This window comes from Haloferax sp. ATCC BAA-644, assembly GCF_000336975.1.
In the GTDB taxonomy this organism is placed as follows: Archaea; Halobacteriota; Halobacteria; order Halobacteriales; family Haloferacaceae; genus Haloferax; species Haloferax volcanii.
This window is the reverse complement of record NZ_AOLF01000013.1, coordinates 360,568-377,884: the sequence shown is the minus strand read 5'-3', so window position 1 is coordinate 377,884 and position 17,317 is coordinate 360,568. Positions and strand designations below refer to the sequence as shown.

General features: G+C 68.1%; 21 protein-coding genes, 1 tRNA gene and 1 pseudogene. 8 read left to right on the top strand and 15 right to left on the bottom strand.

What is annotated here, in order from left to right:
* Positions 1-18: 18 nt before the first annotated feature.
* From C458_RS05685 to C458_RS05670, 4 genes are read right to left on the bottom strand one after another with little or no spacing between them, the layout of a single operon-like run.
* A complete protein-coding gene (locus C458_RS05685; protein WP_008579139.1) occupies positions 19-1,599 on the bottom strand; it encodes a GMC family oxidoreductase in 1,581 nt (526 codons plus the stop codon).
* Positions 1,592-2,215 (bottom strand): gluconate 2-dehydrogenase subunit 3 family protein, encoded by a 624-nt coding sequence (locus C458_RS05680; protein ID WP_008573973.1) that lies wholly within the window; start codon positions 2,213-2,215, stop codon positions 1,592-1,594. Before C458_RS05680 ends, C458_RS05685 begins: the two co-directional genes overlap by 8 nt.
* A 41-nt stretch (positions 2,216-2,256) precedes the next feature.
* A complete protein-coding gene (locus C458_RS05675; protein ID WP_049897006.1) occupies positions 2,257-2,649 on the bottom strand; it encodes a DUF1648 domain-containing protein in 393 nt (130 codons plus the stop codon).
* Between the two features lie 48 nt (positions 2,650-2,697).
* Positions 2,698-3,429, bottom strand: coding sequence for a fumarylacetoacetate hydrolase family protein (locus tag C458_RS05670; RefSeq protein WP_008573971.1), 732 nt, complete (start codon positions 3,427-3,429; stop codon positions 2,698-2,700).
* Positions 3,430-3,736: 307 nt separating this feature from the next.
* Here C458_RS05670 and C458_RS05665 point away from each other — a divergent pair, with 307 nt between their 5' ends.
* A complete protein-coding gene (locus C458_RS05665) occupies positions 3,737-4,453 on the top strand; it encodes a metal-dependent hydrolase (protein WP_008573970.1) in 717 nt (238 codons plus the stop codon).
* Positions 4,454-4,553: 100 nt separating this feature from the next.
* Complete coding sequence (locus tag C458_RS05660) at positions 4,554-4,952, top strand: OsmC family protein (RefSeq protein WP_004063615.1); 399 nt, start codon at positions 4,554-4,556, stop codon at positions 4,950-4,952.
* Between the two features lie 111 nt (positions 4,953-5,063).
* Here C458_RS05660 and C458_RS18785 read toward each other — a convergent pair whose 3' ends face one another.
* From C458_RS18785 to C458_RS05650, 3 genes are all read right to left on the bottom strand, one after another.
* Positions 5,064-5,198, bottom strand: a complete 135-nt coding sequence (locus tag C458_RS18785; protein WP_004043651.1) for a hypothetical protein — start codon at positions 5,196-5,198, stop codon at positions 5,064-5,066.
* A 78-nt stretch (positions 5,199-5,276) separates the two neighbouring features.
* Positions 5,277-5,873 carry a DJ-1/PfpI family protein gene (locus C458_RS05655; RefSeq protein ID WP_008573969.1) on the bottom strand — a complete coding sequence of 199 codons (597 nt, stop codon included), beginning with the start codon at positions 5,871-5,873 and terminating at the stop codon, positions 5,277-5,279.
* Positions 5,874-5,978: 105 nt separating this feature from the next.
* Positions 5,979-6,761, bottom strand: a complete 783-nt coding sequence (locus C458_RS05650) for an HAD-IIA family hydrolase (RefSeq protein WP_008573968.1) — start codon at positions 6,759-6,761, stop codon at positions 5,979-5,981.
* A 78-nt stretch (positions 6,762-6,839) separates the two neighbouring features.
* Here C458_RS05650 and C458_RS05645 point away from each other — a divergent pair, with 78 nt between their 5' ends.
* The 5 genes from C458_RS05645 to C458_RS05625 all read left to right on the top strand — a co-directional run bounded on the left by C458_RS05645 (position 6,840) and on the right by C458_RS05625 (position 10,411).
* Positions 6,840-7,094, top strand: a complete 255-nt coding sequence (locus C458_RS05645) for a hypothetical protein (protein ID WP_008573966.1) — start codon at positions 6,840-6,842, stop codon at positions 7,092-7,094.
* 70 nt (positions 7,095-7,164) lie between these two features.
* The gene (locus tag C458_RS05640) at positions 7,165-7,950 is read left to right on the top strand and encodes a GTP cyclohydrolase III (protein WP_008573965.1); all 786 of its coding nucleotides are present in this window, start codon (positions 7,165-7,167) and stop codon (positions 7,948-7,950) included.
* Positions 7,951-7,953: 3 nt separating this feature from the next.
* On the top strand, positions 7,954-8,952 hold the full coding sequence (locus tag C458_RS05635; RefSeq protein WP_008573964.1) for a zinc-binding alcohol dehydrogenase: 999 nt from the start codon (positions 7,954-7,956) through the stop codon (positions 8,950-8,952).
* A gap of 6 nt (positions 8,953-8,958) precedes the next feature.
* Positions 8,959-9,336: a 6-carboxytetrahydropterin synthase gene (locus C458_RS05630; RefSeq protein WP_008573963.1), complete on the top strand. Its 378-nt coding sequence runs from the start codon at positions 8,959-8,961 to the stop codon at positions 9,334-9,336.
* Position 9,337: 1 nt separating this feature from the next.
* Positions 9,338-10,411 carry a glycosyltransferase family 4 protein gene (locus tag C458_RS05625; protein ID WP_008573962.1) on the top strand — a complete coding sequence of 358 codons (1,074 nt, stop codon included), beginning with the start codon at positions 9,338-9,340 and terminating at the stop codon, positions 10,409-10,411.
* A gap of 85 nt (positions 10,412-10,496) precedes the next feature.
* Here the strand turns inward: C458_RS05625 and C458_RS05620 are convergent, their stop codons facing one another.
* The 8 genes and pseudogenes from C458_RS05620 to C458_RS17800 all read right to left on the bottom strand — a co-directional run bounded on the left by C458_RS05620 (position 10,497) and on the right by C458_RS17800 (position 15,305).
* A complete protein-coding gene (locus tag C458_RS05620; RefSeq protein ID WP_008573960.1) occupies positions 10,497-11,801 on the bottom strand; it encodes an MFS transporter in 1,305 nt (434 codons plus the stop codon).
* A gap of 111 nt (positions 11,802-11,912) precedes the next feature.
* Entirely contained in the window at positions 11,913-12,392 is a 480-nt protein-coding gene (gene hdrA, locus C458_RS05615) for a dihydrofolate reductase HdrA (protein ID WP_008573958.1), read from the bottom strand.
* A gap of 108 nt (positions 12,393-12,500) precedes the next feature.
* Positions 12,501-12,881: a hypothetical protein gene (locus tag C458_RS05610; protein WP_008573956.1), complete on the bottom strand. Its 381-nt coding sequence runs from the start codon at positions 12,879-12,881 to the stop codon at positions 12,501-12,503.
* Positions 12,882-13,157: 276 nt separating this feature from the next.
* Positions 13,158-13,334: transfer RNA gene (locus C458_RS18045), tRNA-Trp, on the bottom strand.
* Positions 13,335-13,390: 56 nt separating this feature from the next.
* Positions 13,391-13,618 (bottom strand): DUF5795 family protein, encoded by a 228-nt coding sequence (locus C458_RS05605; protein WP_013035372.1) that lies wholly within the window; start codon positions 13,616-13,618, stop codon positions 13,391-13,393.
* Between the two features lie 95 nt (positions 13,619-13,713).
* Positions 13,714-14,099, bottom strand: a pseudogene (locus C458_RS05600) (secondary thiamine-phosphate synthase enzyme YjbQ).
* 42 nt (positions 14,100-14,141) lie between these two features.
* Positions 14,142-15,023: a DUF5794 domain-containing protein gene (locus C458_RS05595; protein ID WP_008573954.1), complete on the bottom strand. Its 882-nt coding sequence runs from the start codon at positions 15,021-15,023 to the stop codon at positions 14,142-14,144.
* A gap of 84 nt (positions 15,024-15,107) precedes the next feature.
* The gene (locus tag C458_RS17800) at positions 15,108-15,305 is read right to left on the bottom strand and encodes a hypothetical protein (RefSeq protein WP_081603265.1); all 198 of its coding nucleotides are present in this window, start codon (positions 15,303-15,305) and stop codon (positions 15,108-15,110) included.
* A 397-nt stretch (positions 15,306-15,702) separates the two neighbouring features.
* Here C458_RS17800 and guaB point away from each other — a divergent pair, with 397 nt between their 5' ends.
* Entirely contained in the window at positions 15,703-17,199 is a 1,497-nt protein-coding gene (guaB, locus tag C458_RS05590) for an IMP dehydrogenase (protein WP_008573952.1), read from the top strand.
* Positions 17,200-17,317: the final 118 nt, after the last annotated feature.

Genomic DNA, 17,317 nt, shown 5'->3' with positions numbered 1-17,317 from the left:
ACGCGACCCCGACGGCCGTCAGCCGAGCGCCGCCCGCAGCGACTCGGCGAGTCGAACCGAGAGCGCCGCGATGGTGAGCGTCGGGTTCATCGCGCCGCCGGTCGGGAAGACGCTCGACCCCGAAATCCAGAGGTTGTCGAGGTCGTGCGCGCGGCAGTCGGCGTCGACGACGCTCGAATCGGGGTCGTCGCCCATCCGGGTCGTCCCCATATGGTGGTACGCGGGGCCGGTCTCGTCGGGACCGACGGTCCAGCGGTCCTCGACGCCGAGTTCGTCCAACACCCGCGTCTGAATCTCGTTGGCCCGCGAGAGCGCGGCCTCCGTCTGTTCGTCGACGGACCAGTGTATCTCGGGGACGGGGTCGCCGAGGTCGTCGGTCGTCTCCCGGTCGAGGCCGACGTAGTTGTCCTCGCGGGGGAGCTGTTCGACCAGCGCGCCCATGGCGACGTGTGTCCCGTACCCCTCGGCCAACTGGTCGCGCAGGTCGTCGCCCCACGTATCGGCGTGGAGGGCGTCGATGACCGGCGACGGGCCGGCGTAGTTGAGAAACTCCAGTTTGAGGCCGTTGACCGGCTCGGCGTCGTCGTAGAACTGGTGGCACTCGCTGGTGTTGAAGCCGACGTGATTCTGTCGCGTGGGGCGGTCGAGGCGGCCGCCCGCCCCGGCGAACAGGTGGTCCATGAAGTACCGACCGACCGCCCCCGAGGAGTTGGCGAGGCCGTCGGGGTAGCGGTCGGAGTCGGAGAGCAGGAGCAGTCGGACGTTCTCGACGCCGCCGCAGGCGAGGACGAACTGGGTCGCTTCCTGTCTGTGGGTCTCGCCGTCGGGCGTCGTGTAGGCCGCGGCGACGACGCGCTCGCCCGTCTCGTCGTGGTCGAGTCGCCGGACCCGCGCCCGGTCGATGACCCGCGCGCCCGCGGCTTCGGCCTTCTCAATGTGTGATTCGGCGGTGTACTTCGCGCCGGAGGGACAGACCGGCTTGCACGTCCCGTAGCCGACGCAGGACGACCGGCCGTCGTAGGGTTCGGAGTTGCGGGCGTTGCCCACCGAGTGCATGTCGATGCCGAGGCGTTCGCAGGCCGCAGCGAAGATAGAGTCGGAGTGCGACGGCCGGAAGGCGGGAAGGGGGTGGGGCTCCTCCCGCGGCGGCGCGTAGGGGTTGTCGGCCGCGCCGGCGACGCCCAACTCGCGCTCCGCGGCGGCGTAGTACGGACGGAGGTCGTCGTAGCCGATGGGCCAGTCGGCCCCGACGCCGTGTCTGGAGTCGAGTTCGAAATCGCGCTCGTGGAGGCGCATCACCATCCCCTGCCAGTGGAGCGTCGACCCGCCGACGCCCTTCACGCGGGCGGCGTTCAGCGGGTAGAACGAGTCGCCCGTCGAGGAGAACGCGTCCCGCGGGCCGCCCATCTCCCACGGCCCGCCGAGGCCGGGCCGGATGTGTTGTTCCAGCTGCTCCCGCCTGTCGCCGTCGAACCGCGGCCCGGCTTCGAGGACGACGACCGACGCCCCCGACTCTGCGAGACGATTGGCCACGATACCGCCGGCTGGGCCGGCACCGACGACGCACACGTCGGCATCCGAGACGGGCGACCTATCCATCGTGCTCACCGCCCGAATCGGGCAGTTCGACGGGGGCGTCCATCGTCGCCCGCCGGTAGCTTTCGGTCCCGCCGGGGTGGCCGATGGGGTTTTCGATGCCGACGAGACGGCCGCCGGTCGGCGAGGCGTAGAAGGCGTACAGCAGTTCGTTCACGACGTGAAACCGGAGGCGCTCGGAGAGCGTCCCGTCCGAAACCGGGTCGGCGGTGTCGACGCCGAGTTCGCGCAGGAGGCGGTCGCGGTCGCCCGCCGGCAGGTCAGCGAAGGCCGCGCCCTCCCAGTCGCGGGCCACGTCGTCTAACTCGGTCGCGGCGTCGACCATCGCATCCCGGCGCGCGTCGTCTCTCGCGCGGCCGACGACGTAGGTCTCGACGAACTCCGAGACGCCCTCGGCCGCGCTCGGGAAGACCACCTCGCCCGCGGCGACCATCGTCTCGCGCACCGCGGTCGGCGGGGCGTCGTCGCTGTCGGCGGCCGCTCCGTCCTCTCCGGACGAATCACCCCTCTCACCGGTCGACTCGGCGGTCGGCGGGTCGAACCGGGTCAGCGACACGGCCCCGCCGGTGACGCCGAGACCGGCGAGCACGGCCAGCGCGTCCCGTCGCGTCAGTCGCATTCGGCGGGAATTAGGCCAGCCTAATCTTAGGGCTTGCCTTCTCAGCCCGCGCGGTCGAGGACGACGGCGACGACGCCGAACGTGACGACGGCGGGAACGACCGCGACGACCATGTTGAACCGCGCGCCGAGGTTGTACGCGAGGACGAGCGCCTGCACGTACGCGAGAAACGTCGCCAGTATCGTGTCGAAGACGGGCGGCGCGCCGGTTCCGATGCCCGAGGCGTCCGCGAGACGGGTGATGAGAAGCGCGCCGACGCCGATTGCCGGAACGAGAAGCACGCCCAGCGGGGCGGCGACGAAGGAATCGGGGTCGCCGCCGACGCCGAAGTGAATCGCGACCGAGGATGGGAGCGCGGGAAGGAGGGCGACGCCGGCGACGGCGCTCAGTGCGAGCATCGCGACGCCGACGAGCGTCAACCGAGGGACACGCATACGGTCGGATTGCGACTCGGTGATGAAAAAACGGGGTATCGGTCGCGCTCAGTCCTGTCGCACGTCGTGTTCGAGGACGCCGACGCCCTCGACTTCGACTTCGACGGTGTCGCCGTCTGTCAGCGGGCCGACGCCCTCGGGCGTTCCGGTCGAGATGACGTCGCCGGCTTCGAGCGTCATGTAGGTCGTGATTTCGGAGACGAGGTCGGGAATCGAGAAGATGAGGTGTTCGATGCTTGAGTCCTGTCGCGTCTCGCCGTTCACGCGCAGCGAGATGCTCGCGTCGTCGGGGAGGTGGTCGGGGTCGGCGAGAACCGGCCCGAGCGGGGCCGAGCCGTCGAACGCCTTCCCGCGGACCCAGTTCGTCTCGACGTCCTGGTCGTCGCGGTTGGACACGTCGTTCATGACGGTGTAGCCCGCGATGACCTCCGCGGCGTCCTCGGGCGCGACGTTCCGGCACTGCTCGCCGATGACGACCGCGAGCTCGGCCTCGTGTTCGACGTCTTCCTTGCCCGCGGGGAGCGTCACGGTGTCGCCGTGGCCGGCGACCGCGTTCGGCGGCTTGAGGAACAGAAGCGGCCGGTCGGGGACCTCCTCGTCGCGCTCCTCGGCGTGCTTGGCGTAGTTGCGGCCGATGCAGACGATTTTCGACGGCTCGCACGGGGGGAGCACGTCGACCTCGTCGAGGTCGTAGCGCTCGCCGCCGAAGGAGACCGAATCGCCGTGCCACTCGCCGGTTCGAACCGCGCCCGCGGGGTCGCGGAATCGGACGTGATGCATGCCCCACGCGTCGGCGGGTGGCGTGATAGGCTTTTACATCGCGCGAGTCACCCGGTGACGCGGGACAGTGTTGCACGATTCTCATCGCTTTTGTGGCCGTGGGGTGACGGACGTGTATCGGCCGTCCCGGACAGTTCGTTCGAGTGGACTCGGGCGGCCGATTCTGCTGTCGAATTCGAGACGAGAGCGGCGGGGCTGTGCCGTCGAGCGACGCCGAGAAAGTCCGACGAGCGGCACCGCCGAAAAGCGGTCACACCACCCCCTGCGAATAGCTTTTTGTGTATTTCGCCTGTAACAACCGAGTGCTATGGAACTCACCTGGCACGGTCACTCGACGTGGTACGTCACGGTCGGAGACACCTCGCTTCTCATCGACCCGTTTTTCGACAACCCCGCCACGTCCCTCGACCCGAGCGACGTGGAGACGCCGGACTACGTGCTTCTCACCCACGGGCACGCGGACCACATCGCCCACGCAGGCGAGTTCGACGGCGCGACGATCGTCGGCACGCCCGAACTCACCGGCTACGTCGAAGCCGAGATGGGCGTCGACGACACCATCGGGATGAACATCGGCGGGACGGTCGAACTCGGCGACGCGTTCGTCACGATGGTCCGCGCCGACCACACCAACGGCATCAACACCGGCTACGAGCACGAGGCCGGGATGCCCGGCGGCTACATGATTAGCGACGCGCTGCCGACACAGGAGAGCGACGCCGACTCGACGACGTTCTACCACGCGGGCGACACGGGGCTCATGACCGACATGCGCGAGATTTTCGGCGCGTACTTCGAGCCCGACGCGGCGGCGCTCCCGGTCGGTGACCACTTCACGATGGGGCCGTGGCAGGGCGCTGTCGCCGCCGATTGGCTCGGTGTCGACCACGCCTTCCCGATGCACTACAACACGTTCCCGGCCATCGAAATCGACGTGCGCGACTTCGAGCGCGAGGTCAAAGCCGCCGGCAGCCGGGCCGAGGTCCACGCGCTCGACGGCGACGAGTCGTTCACGCTCGAATAACCCCGCTCGCTCGGCGGCGACCCGTTTGGGGTCGGCGCTTGTGCACACCGTTGTCCTATTGAGGAACTTTTAGGGTCGGTCGCTTCTTTCTTCGGAGTGAATGTCCGACATCCAGACCTCTACTGTCAGCGAGGACGGTTTCGCATGCACGAGCCAGGTCGGCGACTTCGACCTCCAGATCGACGCCACCGACGAGACGGGTCCGAACCCGAACGCCGCGCTCGTCGCGACGTACGCCTCCTGTTTCCTCCCCGCCTTCCGCGTCGGCGGGCAGAAGACGGGCTTCGACGACCTCGGTAAGGTCCAGATCGACGCCGACGCCGACCTCGACGACGGCGACGACCTCGAACGCATCAGCTTCGACGTCTACGTGGAGTCCGACCTCTCGGACGACGAGTTCGCCGAAATCACGGAACTCGCCGAGGACATCTGCCACGTCCACGACGCGCTCCGCGACGAACTGCAGGCCGACGTGACCGTCGTCGGCGACGCGTTCTAAGCGTCGCTCGCGGCTGCGCCGACACGCACTCATTCTTTTCGCAGAAACCGACGCCGCCAGCGACGTGTATCGCGGCAGGCTCGGGTTCGGATTCGGAGACGCCCCGCCGGGTCAGTCGCGGCGCTTCTTATAGCTTCGAAGACTCATCGCCTCGCCTTCCACGATGATAACCTCGCGGTCTTGGGGGTCCGATTCGACGACGTCGTCGACCTGTTCGCGGAAGTACGGGCTGTTCGGCTCTTCCATACCTCTCCCTTCGTCGCCCCTAATAAAAATCTTTGTCAGACATTCTCACACGCGATATCGTGTGAGCGACTCAACGAATCAGTCGTCCGCGGCCGCTGCGGCCGGTTCGTGGCTGATTTCGGTGCCGAGCACGTCGAGGAACGCCGCCAGCCACTCGGGGTGGTCCGGCCACGCTTGGCCGGTAACGAGGTTGCCGTCGACGGTCACTTCGTCGACCCACGAGCAGCCCGCGCGCTCGACTTCCGCGCGGACGGCGGGGTAGGCGGTCATCTCGTAGCCGTCGAGGACGCCCGCGGCGGCGAGAATCTGCGGCCCGTGGCAGATTGCGGCGACCGGCTTCCCCTCGTCGAAGAAGTGCCGGACGGCGTCGAGCACCTGGTCGTAGCCGCGGAGGTACTCCGGCGCGCGGCCGCCGGGGACGACGAGCGCGTCGTAGTCCGCGGGGTCGATGTCCGCGAACGTCGCGTTCAGTGCGAAGTCGTGGCCGCGGGTCTCCAGATACGTCTGGTCGCCGCGGAAGTCGTGGACGGCGGTCTTACACCGGTCGCCGTCCTCCTTTTCGGGACACACCGCGTGGACCTCGTGTCCCACCATCTGGAGCGCCTGGAACGGTACCATAATCTCGTAGTCCTCGACGAAGTCGCCGGCGAGGAGCAGAATCTTCTTTCCGGACATGGGCATCACCCGGTCGGTAGTTGTCGCGTCAGAACGATAATGATTGTGTAGGGGGGACCCGCGGCGCGGACGGCGCAGTTCGACCGCTCCCGCGGCCGCTCCGGGCTACTTCGAGACGAGACGTTCGACCTCACCGAGGTCGTCGAGGACGTGGTCGGGTTCGTACTCGCTGGCCGCGAGAGCCGCGTCGTCGGTCACGCCGGTTCGGACGAGCGCGGTCCCCATGCCCGCGTCGAGGCCGAGCGCGATGTCGGTATCGAGGCGGTCACCGACGATGAGGACTGCCTCGGGCGGCAGGCCGAGTCTGTCGAGGACGCTCTCCTGGGCGACCTTCGAGGGCTTGCCGAGAATCGCGTCGGGGTCGCGCTCGGCGACGCCCGCGACGGCGTTGATAATCGCGCCCGACCCGGGGATGTCGCCGTCGGCGGTCGGGATGATGACGTCGGGGTCGGTGCCGTAGAAGGCGGCCCCGCCGCGGAGCGCGCTGTTGGCGTCGCGGAGGTCGTCGTAGTCGAACTCGCGGTCGATGGCGACGACGACGACTTCCGGGTCGTCGCCGGGGCCGACGAGTTCGAGGCCGGCGTCGCGGAGTTGGTCGCGGAAGCCCGACTCTCCGATGGCGAACGTCCGCGCGCCCGGGTGCCGGTCTGCGAGGTACGCCGTCGTCGTCGTGCCGGAGGTGACGACCTCGTCGGCGGTCGCCTCGATGCCGGCTCGGCGGAGCCGAGCCTCGTAGGCGACGGGCGCTTTCGTCGGGTTGTTCGAGACGAACAGTCGGTCGAGTCCGGCGGCGTCGACGGCGGCGAGCCCGTCGAGCGCGCCCGGAATCGCTTCGTCACCGCGGACGACGGTTCCGTCGACGTCGAGAACGACACCTCGGTAGTCCATCGTCCTCGGTAGGGAGCCGGGGCTGTTGAACGTTCGCCCGAGAGAACTATTATGCTCATTGGTGACATATGTCGTCGCATGGATGTCTCTTCGAAGCGGCTGGTCGGGTGGCTTCGCGGGCCGGCGACCGGCAACAGCGCCGTCGGCGTCTACGGGCTCGTGACCGCGATGGTCGCGGTGTTTCTGACGTACTCCATCGTGGCCACGGTCTCCGTCGTCGTCCCGCTTCTGTCGACGACGGCCATCGCCCTCCTGTCGGTCGGCGTGTGGCTGGCGACGTGGGCGGTCCTCGACGTGGTCGCCAGCCGGACGCTCCGGGAGTCGGGCGGCTGAGCGACTCGGGGTTGCGGCGGAACCGTCACAGAACCAAAGACCAATATGCGCGTCGCCCTACTCGTCTACCGTGACGAACACGCAGCTGACACTCGTCCAAATCGACAACTACGGGCCGTGGACGGTCACCCCGGACCCGCGGCGGGAGATGGACCTCCAGACGCTCCAGTCGCGGCTCTTCGCCGACTTGGCCCAGTTCGTCGGCTCTCGCGACGGGTACGCGTTTTTCACCCGATTCGACAACATGGTCGCGGTCACCAACGGGCTCGACCGCGACGACCACGAACTGCTGCAGGAGTCCATCGCGAACCGCTATCCCGTGACGCTCAGTCTCGGCATCGGCGTCGATCGGTCGCCCGCGGTCGCGCTCGAACGCGCCACCGACCGCATCCAGCGCGTCGGGAGCGCACAGGACGGCGACCGCCGCGAAGTGCTCTCCGGGGAGACCCTCGCGGACGCCGACCGCACGGGTACCGACCTCCAAATCGCGCACTTCGACGTGAACGACGCGACGGGCAAGTACACCGACCGCCTCAACGAATTCGACACGTTCATCCACATCGAACAGGGCTACGCGTCGCTCATGCGCCACCTGCGCGAGGAACACGGCGCGCTGTCGTTCTTCGTCGGCGGCGACAACATCATCTCGGTCACGCCCGACCTCTCCGAAGACCAGTACCGCGACGCCATCGCCCACGTCGAGGCCGAGGCGGACGTGGAACTCAAAGTCGGCGTCGGCACGGCGTCGAACGCTCACGAGGCCGGCTTCGCGGCCAAACACGCGCTCGAAGACTGTCGCCACCGCGGCACGACCGTCGAGTACGCCGACGCCGCCGTCGAGACCGCAGACGACTGAGCGATGGAGGGTCGCGCGGTCTACTTCGTGGCCCCCGAACGCGTCGAGGTCCGCGACCGCGACGTGCCCGCACCCGGCCCCGAGGAGGTCCGCGTCCGCACCCTGACCTCCGCGGTGAGCTCCGGGACAGAGCGGCTCGTCTACCGCGGCGAAGCGCCGACCGACCTCGCCGCCGACGAGTCAATCGCGGCGCTGGAGGGCGACCTCTCGTTTCCGCTCCGCTACGGCTACGCCGCCGTCGGCGAAATCGAGGCCGTCGGTGACGGCGTGCCCGACTCGCGGCTCGGCAGCCGCGTCTTCGCGTTCAATCCCCACGAGAGCCGCTTTCTCGCGTCCCCCTCGGAACTCATTGCCGTCCCCGACGACGTGACCGACGAGCGCGCCGCGCTGTTGCCGACGATGGAAACCGCGCTCAACTTCGTGATGGACGGCCGGCCGCTCATCGGTGAGCACGCCGTCGTCTTCGGACAGGGCGTCGTCGGGCTCGTGACCACCGCGCTCCTCGCGCAGTTCCCGCTCGGCAGTCTGACCGCGGTCGACTGCGTGGCCGAGCGCCGGGCCATCGCCGAGGACCTCGGTGCCGACGAGGCCGTCCATCCCGAGTCGCTTGACGCCCCCGCCGACGGGGCCGACCTGACGCTCGAACTCTCGGGCGACCCCGACGCGCTCGACGACGCGCTGTCGGTGACGCGGTACGACGGCCGGGTCGTCGTCGGGTCGTGGTACGGCACCAAGCCCGCCACCCTCGACCTCGGCGGGCGGTTCCACCGCTCACGCATCAGCGTCGAGAGCAGTCAGGTCAGCACCATCGACCCCGACCTTCGCGGCCGCTGGGACGCCGACCGTCGCTTTTCGCTGGCGTGGGACCACCTCGAAGACCTCCGGCTGGACCCGCTCGTGACCCACCGAATCGGCGTCGAGTCCGCCGCGCGCGCCTACCGACTCCTCGAAGACGCCCCCGACGAGGCCGTCCAAATCCTCTTTACGTACCGGAACTGTTGACAGTTCATGTACCGCGTCTCGGTTCGCAGGGACCTCATCGCCCAGCACTACCTGACGGTTCCGAACCCCGGCCCGGAGGGTGAGTTACACTCTCACGCGTTCACCGTCGAGGTCGAACTGTCGGGGCCGGAGCTCGACGAGTACGGCTACCTCGTCGACATCGACGACGTGAAAGCCGCGCTGGACGCGACGCTGTCCCGCTACCGCGACGAGACGATGAACGAACTCGTGGAGTTCTCGGGGCAGAACCCGAGCGTCGAGCGGTTCGCCCGCGAGGTGTGCGAGCGGTTCGTCGAGGCGGCCTCCCTCGACGCGCCCCAGCACGTCTCGGTCCGCGTCTGGGAGGACGACGCGGCGAGCGCGACCTACGAGACCCCGCTCTGACGTGCGTGTCGGCCTCGTCGTCTACGGCCCGCTCGACGACCGCTCCGGCGGCTATCGCTACGACTCCGAACTCGTCGGCGGACTCCGCGCCGCCGGCGACGACGTGACCGTCGTCTCGCTCCCCGAGCGGCCGTACCGGAAGCGACTCCGGGACAACCTCACCGCCGTCCGCCGCCTCCGCGCCCTCGACGTGGACGTGCTCCTGCAGGACGAACTCTGTCACCCCTCGCTCGTCGGCGCGAACGCCCTGCTCGACGGCGAGACCCCGGTCGTCTCCGTCGTCCACCACCTCAACTCGCTGGAGCGGTTTCGGTGGTGGCGACAGCGCGCCAGACGCGCCGTCGAGAGCCGGTATCTCCGTTCTGCGGACGCGTTCGTCTTCAACAGCGAGACGACGAAACGGACGGTCGCGGCCGTCACCGACCCCGACCCGAGCGTCGTGGCGCACCCCGCCGGCGACCGGTTTGCGTCGTTCGGCGCGCCCCTCGATGACGACGAGATACGGGCGCGCGCCGCCGATGGGCCGCTCCGCATCATCACCGTCTGTAACCTCGAACCGCGGAAGAACGTCGACGGCCTGCTCCGCGGTCTCGCTCGCGTCCGCGACGACTGGGAGCTAACCGTCGTCGGCGCGGCGGTCGACGCCGACTACGCCGACTCGCTTTCGGCCCTCGCGGTCGCCCGCGGCATCGACGACCGCGTGACGTTCGCGGGCCGGCTCTCGGACGGAGACCTCGCCGCGACGTTCCGGGAGTCACACCTGTTCGCGCTCCCCTCCCACTACGAGGGGTTCGGCATCGCCGCGGTCGAGGCGATGGGGTTCGGCCTCCCGGCGCTCGTCTCGGCGGCCGGCGGCGCGAGCGAGCTCGTCACGCACCGCGAAGACGGCTTCCTCGTCGACCCGACCGACCCGGCCGAACTCACCGACGCCGTGGCCCCGCTGTGTCGGAATCGCCGGCGGTTGCAGTCGCTCGCTATCTCGGCCCGCGACCGCTTTCTCGCGCACCCGACGTGGAACGAGACGGCGGCGACGGTTCGCTCGTTTTTGCTCGATATCGTCGGTGACGCCGACTGACGCCGACGCTGACGTGGACGCCGACGAGGACGCCGACACCGACGCCTGATGCGGCGTCGCCCCCATCAACAGCCTCGAATCGGCGCTAATCGCCGCGGGCGGGCGAGGGATTGTCGCCGCCACCGCCGCCGACCTCGACGGTTTCTCCGACCTGCGTGTAGACGAGGAGCAGGCCGACCGCGCCCAGCGCGGTCGCGGCAACGAAGGGGACGGCGAAGCCGAAGCCGACGAGGACGCCCGAAAACAGCGCGCCGATGGCGACGCCGAGGCCGAACCCCATCGTGAGAAGCGAGAGCGTCGACCCCGACTGCCCCGCCTTGGCGATGTCGCCGGCGAGGGCGAGCGAGGGAGCGAAGACGGCCGCGACCGCGACGCCTTGCAGGAACCGCGCGAGAATCATCAGCGCCGGCGTCTGAACGAACCCCTGTGCGAGCGTCGTCGGGAGCAGGAGGACGAAGCCGCCGACGAGGAACGGCCGCCGCCCGTAGCGGTCGCTCAGCCGGCCGATGGGGTACTGGAAGACGACGTTGGCGAGGACGGTCGCGCCGAACTGCACCGAGAACAGGAACGTCCCCTGGTCGAGGCGCTCGTTGATGACGTTTGCGAGCGGGGCGTACATGGCGATGCTCAGCGCCATCACGACGGTCGCGACGCCGAGGGCGAACACGGGGTCGAGGCCGGGGCCGTCGGGGTTCCGAACCGAAATCGAGATGTCGTCGGCCGCCTCGCTGTCGGTCCGTTCTGGGTCCTCGATAAGCAGCGCGATGAGGACGAAACTGACCGCCGCGCCGACGACCGCGACGAGGAACGCGGCGTCGAAGCCGGAGAGCGCGACGCCGGCGAGCGAGTAGGGGCCGGCGGTGACGACGCCGCCGGCGACGAGCGGGCCGGTCCCGAAGCCGAGCAGTCGGAAGGTGTTGAACAGGCCGAAGTTGCCGCCGCGTTCGTCCTCGTCGGAGAGTTCGTTCACCAGCGCCACCGTGACCGGGATGGTGAACGCCGCGCCGAGACCCTGGAGCGCACGCATGACGAGTATCGAGCCGTAGTCCGCGAACACGAGGTAGCCGGCGCTCCCGACGGCGACGAGCGCGAGCCCGGTCAAAAGAAAGACTCGGCGGCGGCCCGTGCGGTCCGACAGCGACCCCGTAAACGGCTGACTGAAGCTGTTGAGAAACCCGAACAGCGAGAGCACGACGCCGATGAGGAGTTCGGTCGAGAGGGGAACCTCGACGACCCCGAGAGAAAGCGTCGTCCCGACGAACGACGGCATCGACACCAGTTGGCTCCCGATGTACAGCGGGAGGACGACGACCAGAAACGAGTTTGCGAGAGCGTCGACCATCCGAGCCAGCGCGAGCGCGAGAATCCGCGTGTCGAGGTTCGGACGCATGGTCGCCCGCTACGGCCCTCCGGCGTATCAAGCTACGCGCCCCAGCGGGCCTCGCCGGAGTCGCCGGGTCCGCCGGAGTCGAGCGAGTCTAGGGCCGTCGGCCGTCCGGACCTACGCCGACCGGACCCACTCTTGGAGCGTAAAGCCCTCGTAGTCGGTCTCGGCGTCGAGTTCCCACTCGTCGTCGTCCCACTCGGGGTAGTACGTGTCGCCTTCGTACTCGCCGGGGACGCGGCTCAGCACCATCCGGTCGAGGTGGGGTTGGAACAGCGCGTAGATGGCGGCACCACCGATGACGTAGGCCGTCTCCGCGCCCAACGATTCCGCGATGTCGACCGCCTCTTCGACGCTCGCCGCGCGGTGGGCGGTGTCGACCGAAAACGACCGTTCGCTTCGGCTCATGACGATTTGGGCGCTCCCCGGCAGGTCGTCGCGCATCGACTCGAACGTCGTCCGACCGAGGACGACCGGGTCGTCGGCGATGCGGTTTCGGTACTGCTCCTTGTCGGCGGGGATGCTCGGCCACGGGAGTTCGCCGTCGCGACCGATGACGCGGTTCTCGGCGAGCGCGGCGACAGAGACGAGTTCCATCACTCCCACGTCGGGCGCACGAGAGAAAATCGTTGTGCAGCGGCGGCGTCGCCTCCCGTCGTCAGCGCCCGGCACCGACCTCGCCCCCGCCCGCGACCACCCCGGCGCTCAGTTCTCCCGGTCGACGATGCGCCGGCAGTCCTCGATGAACCGCAGGAGGTCGGCCCCGGCATCGGTTCCGATGCTGATGATGATTCGCTCCGCCTCGGAGAAGGGAAACTGCAGGACGAACGCGTTCTCGTAGTAGTAGACGACCGCGCGGCGTTCGCCGGCAGGGGACGAGTCGCTACTGGGAGACGAAAGCGACGTTTCGACCTGGAGGTCGGTGACGGCCGCCGTCAGCGTCCGTTCGGTGTACCGCTCCGAGAGGTCGTCGCGGATGTATTCCAGTCCGTAGCCGCCGTCGTCGGCGATGACGACCGTCCGAAGCCCGTCGCCGATGCGCCTGCTCAGATACCCGGCGAGTCGGTGCGCTGTGTCCCGTACCATACCGCCCCGTCACCCCGGGCGACTATAATCAGTTGGTATTCTTGTGGTAATTTCCCCGACAGAACACCACTCCTTTTCAAACGAGTGATAGAGACTCGGTGCAGAAAGACACAGCCGCGGGACCGCTGCCGCGACGGCGCGTTGGTTCTCGCCGTCGCAGTCGCTCTTCTCTGGTGGCGAATCGCTCACGGAGAACGCACCTCCTGTGTGGGAGAGAACCCACGCGAGGGCGTCGTTACTCCTTGTTAAAACCCTGCGAAAGGATTAAGGTTAGAGTGGGGCCGGAGGGATTTGAACCCCCGATCGACTGATATCTCCGGTGGGCACCTCGGAACTCCAGAGGGTCGTCAACACGACCGATGATCAGTCGGTCGCTCAGTATATCAGCTGGAGTGTCGTCCCGGGCGCCAAGCCTCTGGAGTCAGTCGCCATGCCGGGCTTGGCCACAGCCCCGATTCGTTCTGTCTGCACTCTCTCGTATGGCGATTTTTCTTAAAGGGGTTTCGATTCTACTCGTCGCGGTCGTCGTCGGCCCAGTCGCACTCCTGGCATTTGTAGGCCGTCACGAACTCCGTCACGCTCGGCATGTAGCCCACCTGAATGACGTTCTCGCCGCACTCCGGGCAGTCGAAGTCGGCGTCCTGAATCGGCTCGGCGTCCATCGGGCGCTCGCCCTCGACGAGTTCGGCGAGCGTCTCGGGCGTGACCATCCGTCCTTGCACGACGCGGTTGCTCATACCCGTGCAACCGTCCCGAAGTAAGTAAGCCCTCCGCCAGCGGTCGGGGAGGAGCCGGGGACCCGGCTGTCCGCGAGGCTGCGCCCCGAGTCGATTCAGGGCGTCGCCACCGTCACGGTCCGCGTGCGCGGACCGTCGCACTCCACGAGGAGGACGGACTGCCACCGCCCGAGGTCGAGAGCGCCGTCGGCGACGGGTATCGAGACGCCGTTGCCGACGAGGAGCGCGCGGAGGTGCGAGTCGGCGTTCCCGTCGAGTTCGTCGTGGTCCCAGCCGTCGTCGGGGACCGCCTCGGTGAGCATCGATTCGATGTCGCCGAGCAGCCGCGATTCGGCCTCGTTGACGCAGACGCCGGTCGTCGTGTGTGTCGAGACACCGTACAGACGCCGTCGTACTTCCGGGGAAGCGCCGCCTCGACCTCGTCGGTCACGTCGACGACCTGAAGCCGGCGCTCGGTTCGGATATCGAAAGTCCGTCGCATGCGACGTGGTTCGCCGGCCGGGAGAAAAAGTCGCCCGGCGGGTTACAGCCAGGGCGCGCGCGACTCTTCTTCGCCGGGATAGCCGTACCCCGGCTCGGAGTCGTCGTCGGTCTCGTTCGCGTCGTCGACCAGCGCGTCGTAGTCGGCCGGGTCGGCGTCGTCGCCGCCGTCTGCGACCGCCCCGTTGGCGTTCGCGTTAGGCGTGGCCGACTCGGCGGAGGCGTCGTCGACGAACTCGTCGAGGTCCGCGCCGTCGGAGCCGGGGTCGAACGCGAACAGCGCGGTGACGCCGAGAACGCCGAGGGCGACGGGCGCTTGCGTCGGCATCAGGCCGAGCACGTCGAGCGCCAGCATGCCGAGGGCGACCGAACTTCCGAAGCGGAAGAGGTCGATGTCGACGTTGCCGCGGAGCCGCGGGGCGAACAGCGCGACGGCCCCGGCGAAGCCGACGCCCGTGCCGGCCGCCGCGCCGGCGCTGAGCAGGCGCATCGGGTCGGGGGTGACGATGAGTTCGAACCCGGCGGGCTCGAAGCTCGCGACGAGGCCGAGACCGATGATGATGCTCGGCGAGGGGAGGTACTCACCGACCTTCGAGGAGGCCGTCTTCGCCGCCACGGCCAGAATGACGAGGCCGGCGAAGCGGTGGAACACCTCGAAGTTCAGGAGCGTCTCGATGGTCTCGGCGACGGCGGCCTCGGCGACCGCGACCGGGATGAGCAGTACGCCGAGCAGGAGGATGGACGTGAGCTGCTCGCGGCGCGTACCGTCCATCTCGGCGAGGATGACCGCGACCGTCGCGGAGCCGCCGAAGATGAGCAGGCCGGTCTGGAGGATGCCCGCAATGGAGGGGTCGCCCGCGGCGGTCGTCATCGCCCCCGCGATGATGAGCGCGGGGAAGATGCCGTCGACGAGGGGCAGCCCCATGACGGTTGCGAGCAGACGGGTGGCACCCCCCACCTGTTGCTCGAGGCGAAGGGCGACTGGGTGGCGTGAGACACTCATTCGATGTTACTGGCCGTCACCATGGCCCAAGCGGCGATAGGGACGCAATTCGGACAGCGGGGTGCGGGCGCTCCGCACGCGAAGCCCATTTCGTCCGATATTGAACTCCCGTTTAAATGTCTGCCACATCGCTGTAAAGAGAATGCCGGAGTCGGAGGTCGTTTGACCGGCAATGCGCGATGCGGCGGGACGCGTGGAGTCCATACGGGATTACAATAGGACAGGAGTATTAAACGTTGTGTGGGATACGACCGCACGGGACACGAGTATTTCTGCCATCATTATAAAAAGCACTGACGATTCGTCGGTTATAATTTGAAATCTCGAAAATCCCGCGGTACACGTTCGTGAACATGGTGATTATTCACGATGGTCTTGCGGTTCGGTACACCGTGACGAGGGGACGAACATCCCGGCGTATCTGGGGGCCGGCGGCGTCCGTCGTTCACGGGCGTCATCACGCGCTTCGGTGGTCGTCTCGGTCGACCGGCGATGCAGAGAATACTCACGAATGTGGGTATATCGACGGTCGGGTTTGCGATACATCGACACGCCCGTGCTATCTCGCAACCCTTTTGTCGTCCCCGCAACCACGCTTGATATGGCGAACGACGTTCCTGACCGAGAACCCTTCACCGAGAAGCTACGGGTACCCGAATCCCTCACATTCGACGACGTGCTGCTCCGCCCGATGGAGAGCCGCGTCGAACCCGACGACGCCGACGTGTCGACGCGCGTCTCGAAGAACGTCGAACTCAACATTCCCATCCTCTCGGCGGCGATGGACACCGTCACCGAAAGCGGGATGGCCATCGGGATGGCCCGCGAGGGCGGGCTCGGCGTGCTCCACCGCAACATGAACGCCGAGCAGATGGTCCGCGAAATCGAGCGCGTCAAGCGCGCCGACGAGCTCGTCATCCGCCGCGAAGACGTGGTCACGGCCAACCCCGGCCAGACCATCAGCGAGGTCGACGAGATGATGGAGCGCGCCGGCGTCTCCGGCGCACCCGTCGTCGACGACGACGACGTGGTCCTCGGCATCATCTCCGGCACCGACATCCGCCCGTACCTCGAAGTCGGTGAGTCCGACGAGGTGGGCGAGGCCATGACGGACGAGGTCATCACGGCCGAACGCGAGGTGACCGCTCGCGACGCGCTCGAACTCATGTACGACCACAAGATAGAGCGCGTCCCCATCGTCGACGACGACAGCCGCCTCGTCGGCCTCGTCACGATGCAGGGCATCCTCCAGCGCCGCGAACACGAGAACGCCGCCCGCGACGACGACGGCCGCCTCGTCTGCGGCGTCGCCGTCGGCCCGTTCGACGACGAGCGCGCGCAGATGGCCGACGACGCCGGCGCGGACGTCATCTTTATCGACTGCGCACACGCGCACAACCTCAACGTCATCGACACCGCCCGCGACATCAAGGAGTCCGTCGAGGCGGACGTGGTCGTCGGGAACGTCGGCACGCGCGAGGCCGCGGCCGAACTCGTCGACTTCGCGGACGGCATCAAGGTCGGCATCGGCCCCGGTTCCATCTGTACGACCCGCGTCGTTTCCGGCTCCGGCATGCCCCAGATTTCGGCCGTCGCGGAGGTCGCCGACATCGCCGCCGACTACGACATCCCCGTCATCGCCGACGGCGGCATCCGCTACTCCGGCGACGCCATCAAGGCGGTCGCCGCCGGAGCCGACGCCGTCATGCTCGGCTCCTACTTCGCCGGCACCGACGAGGCCCCCGGCCGCGTCATCACGATGAACGGCAAGAAGTACAAGCAGTACCGCGGCATGGGCTCCGTCGGCGCGATGCAGTCCGGCGGCGCCGACCGCTACCTCAAAGAGGACAACGAAGACGAGGAGTACGTCCCCGAGGGCGTCGAGGCCGCGACGCCGTACAAGGGCTCGCTCGCGTCCGAGCTCCACCAGCTCGTCGGCGGTATGCAGTCCGGCATGGGCTACGTCGGTGCCGAGACCATCCCCGAGGTCAAAGAGCGGGCCCGCTTCGTCCGCGTCTCCGCCGCCGGCCAGACCGAGGGCCACCCCCACGACGTGATGATTACCGACGAAGCGCCGAATTACAGCCCGAGCGAGTAACGCGCACCCGGCCGTTTCGTTTTCGCGCTGTGCCCGTCTCCTCACTGCTCTTTCCCCCCGCTCTCGGCTCGATGTCCGGAGCGAACGCGGGGCGAGAACATACGATAATTAATAGGGA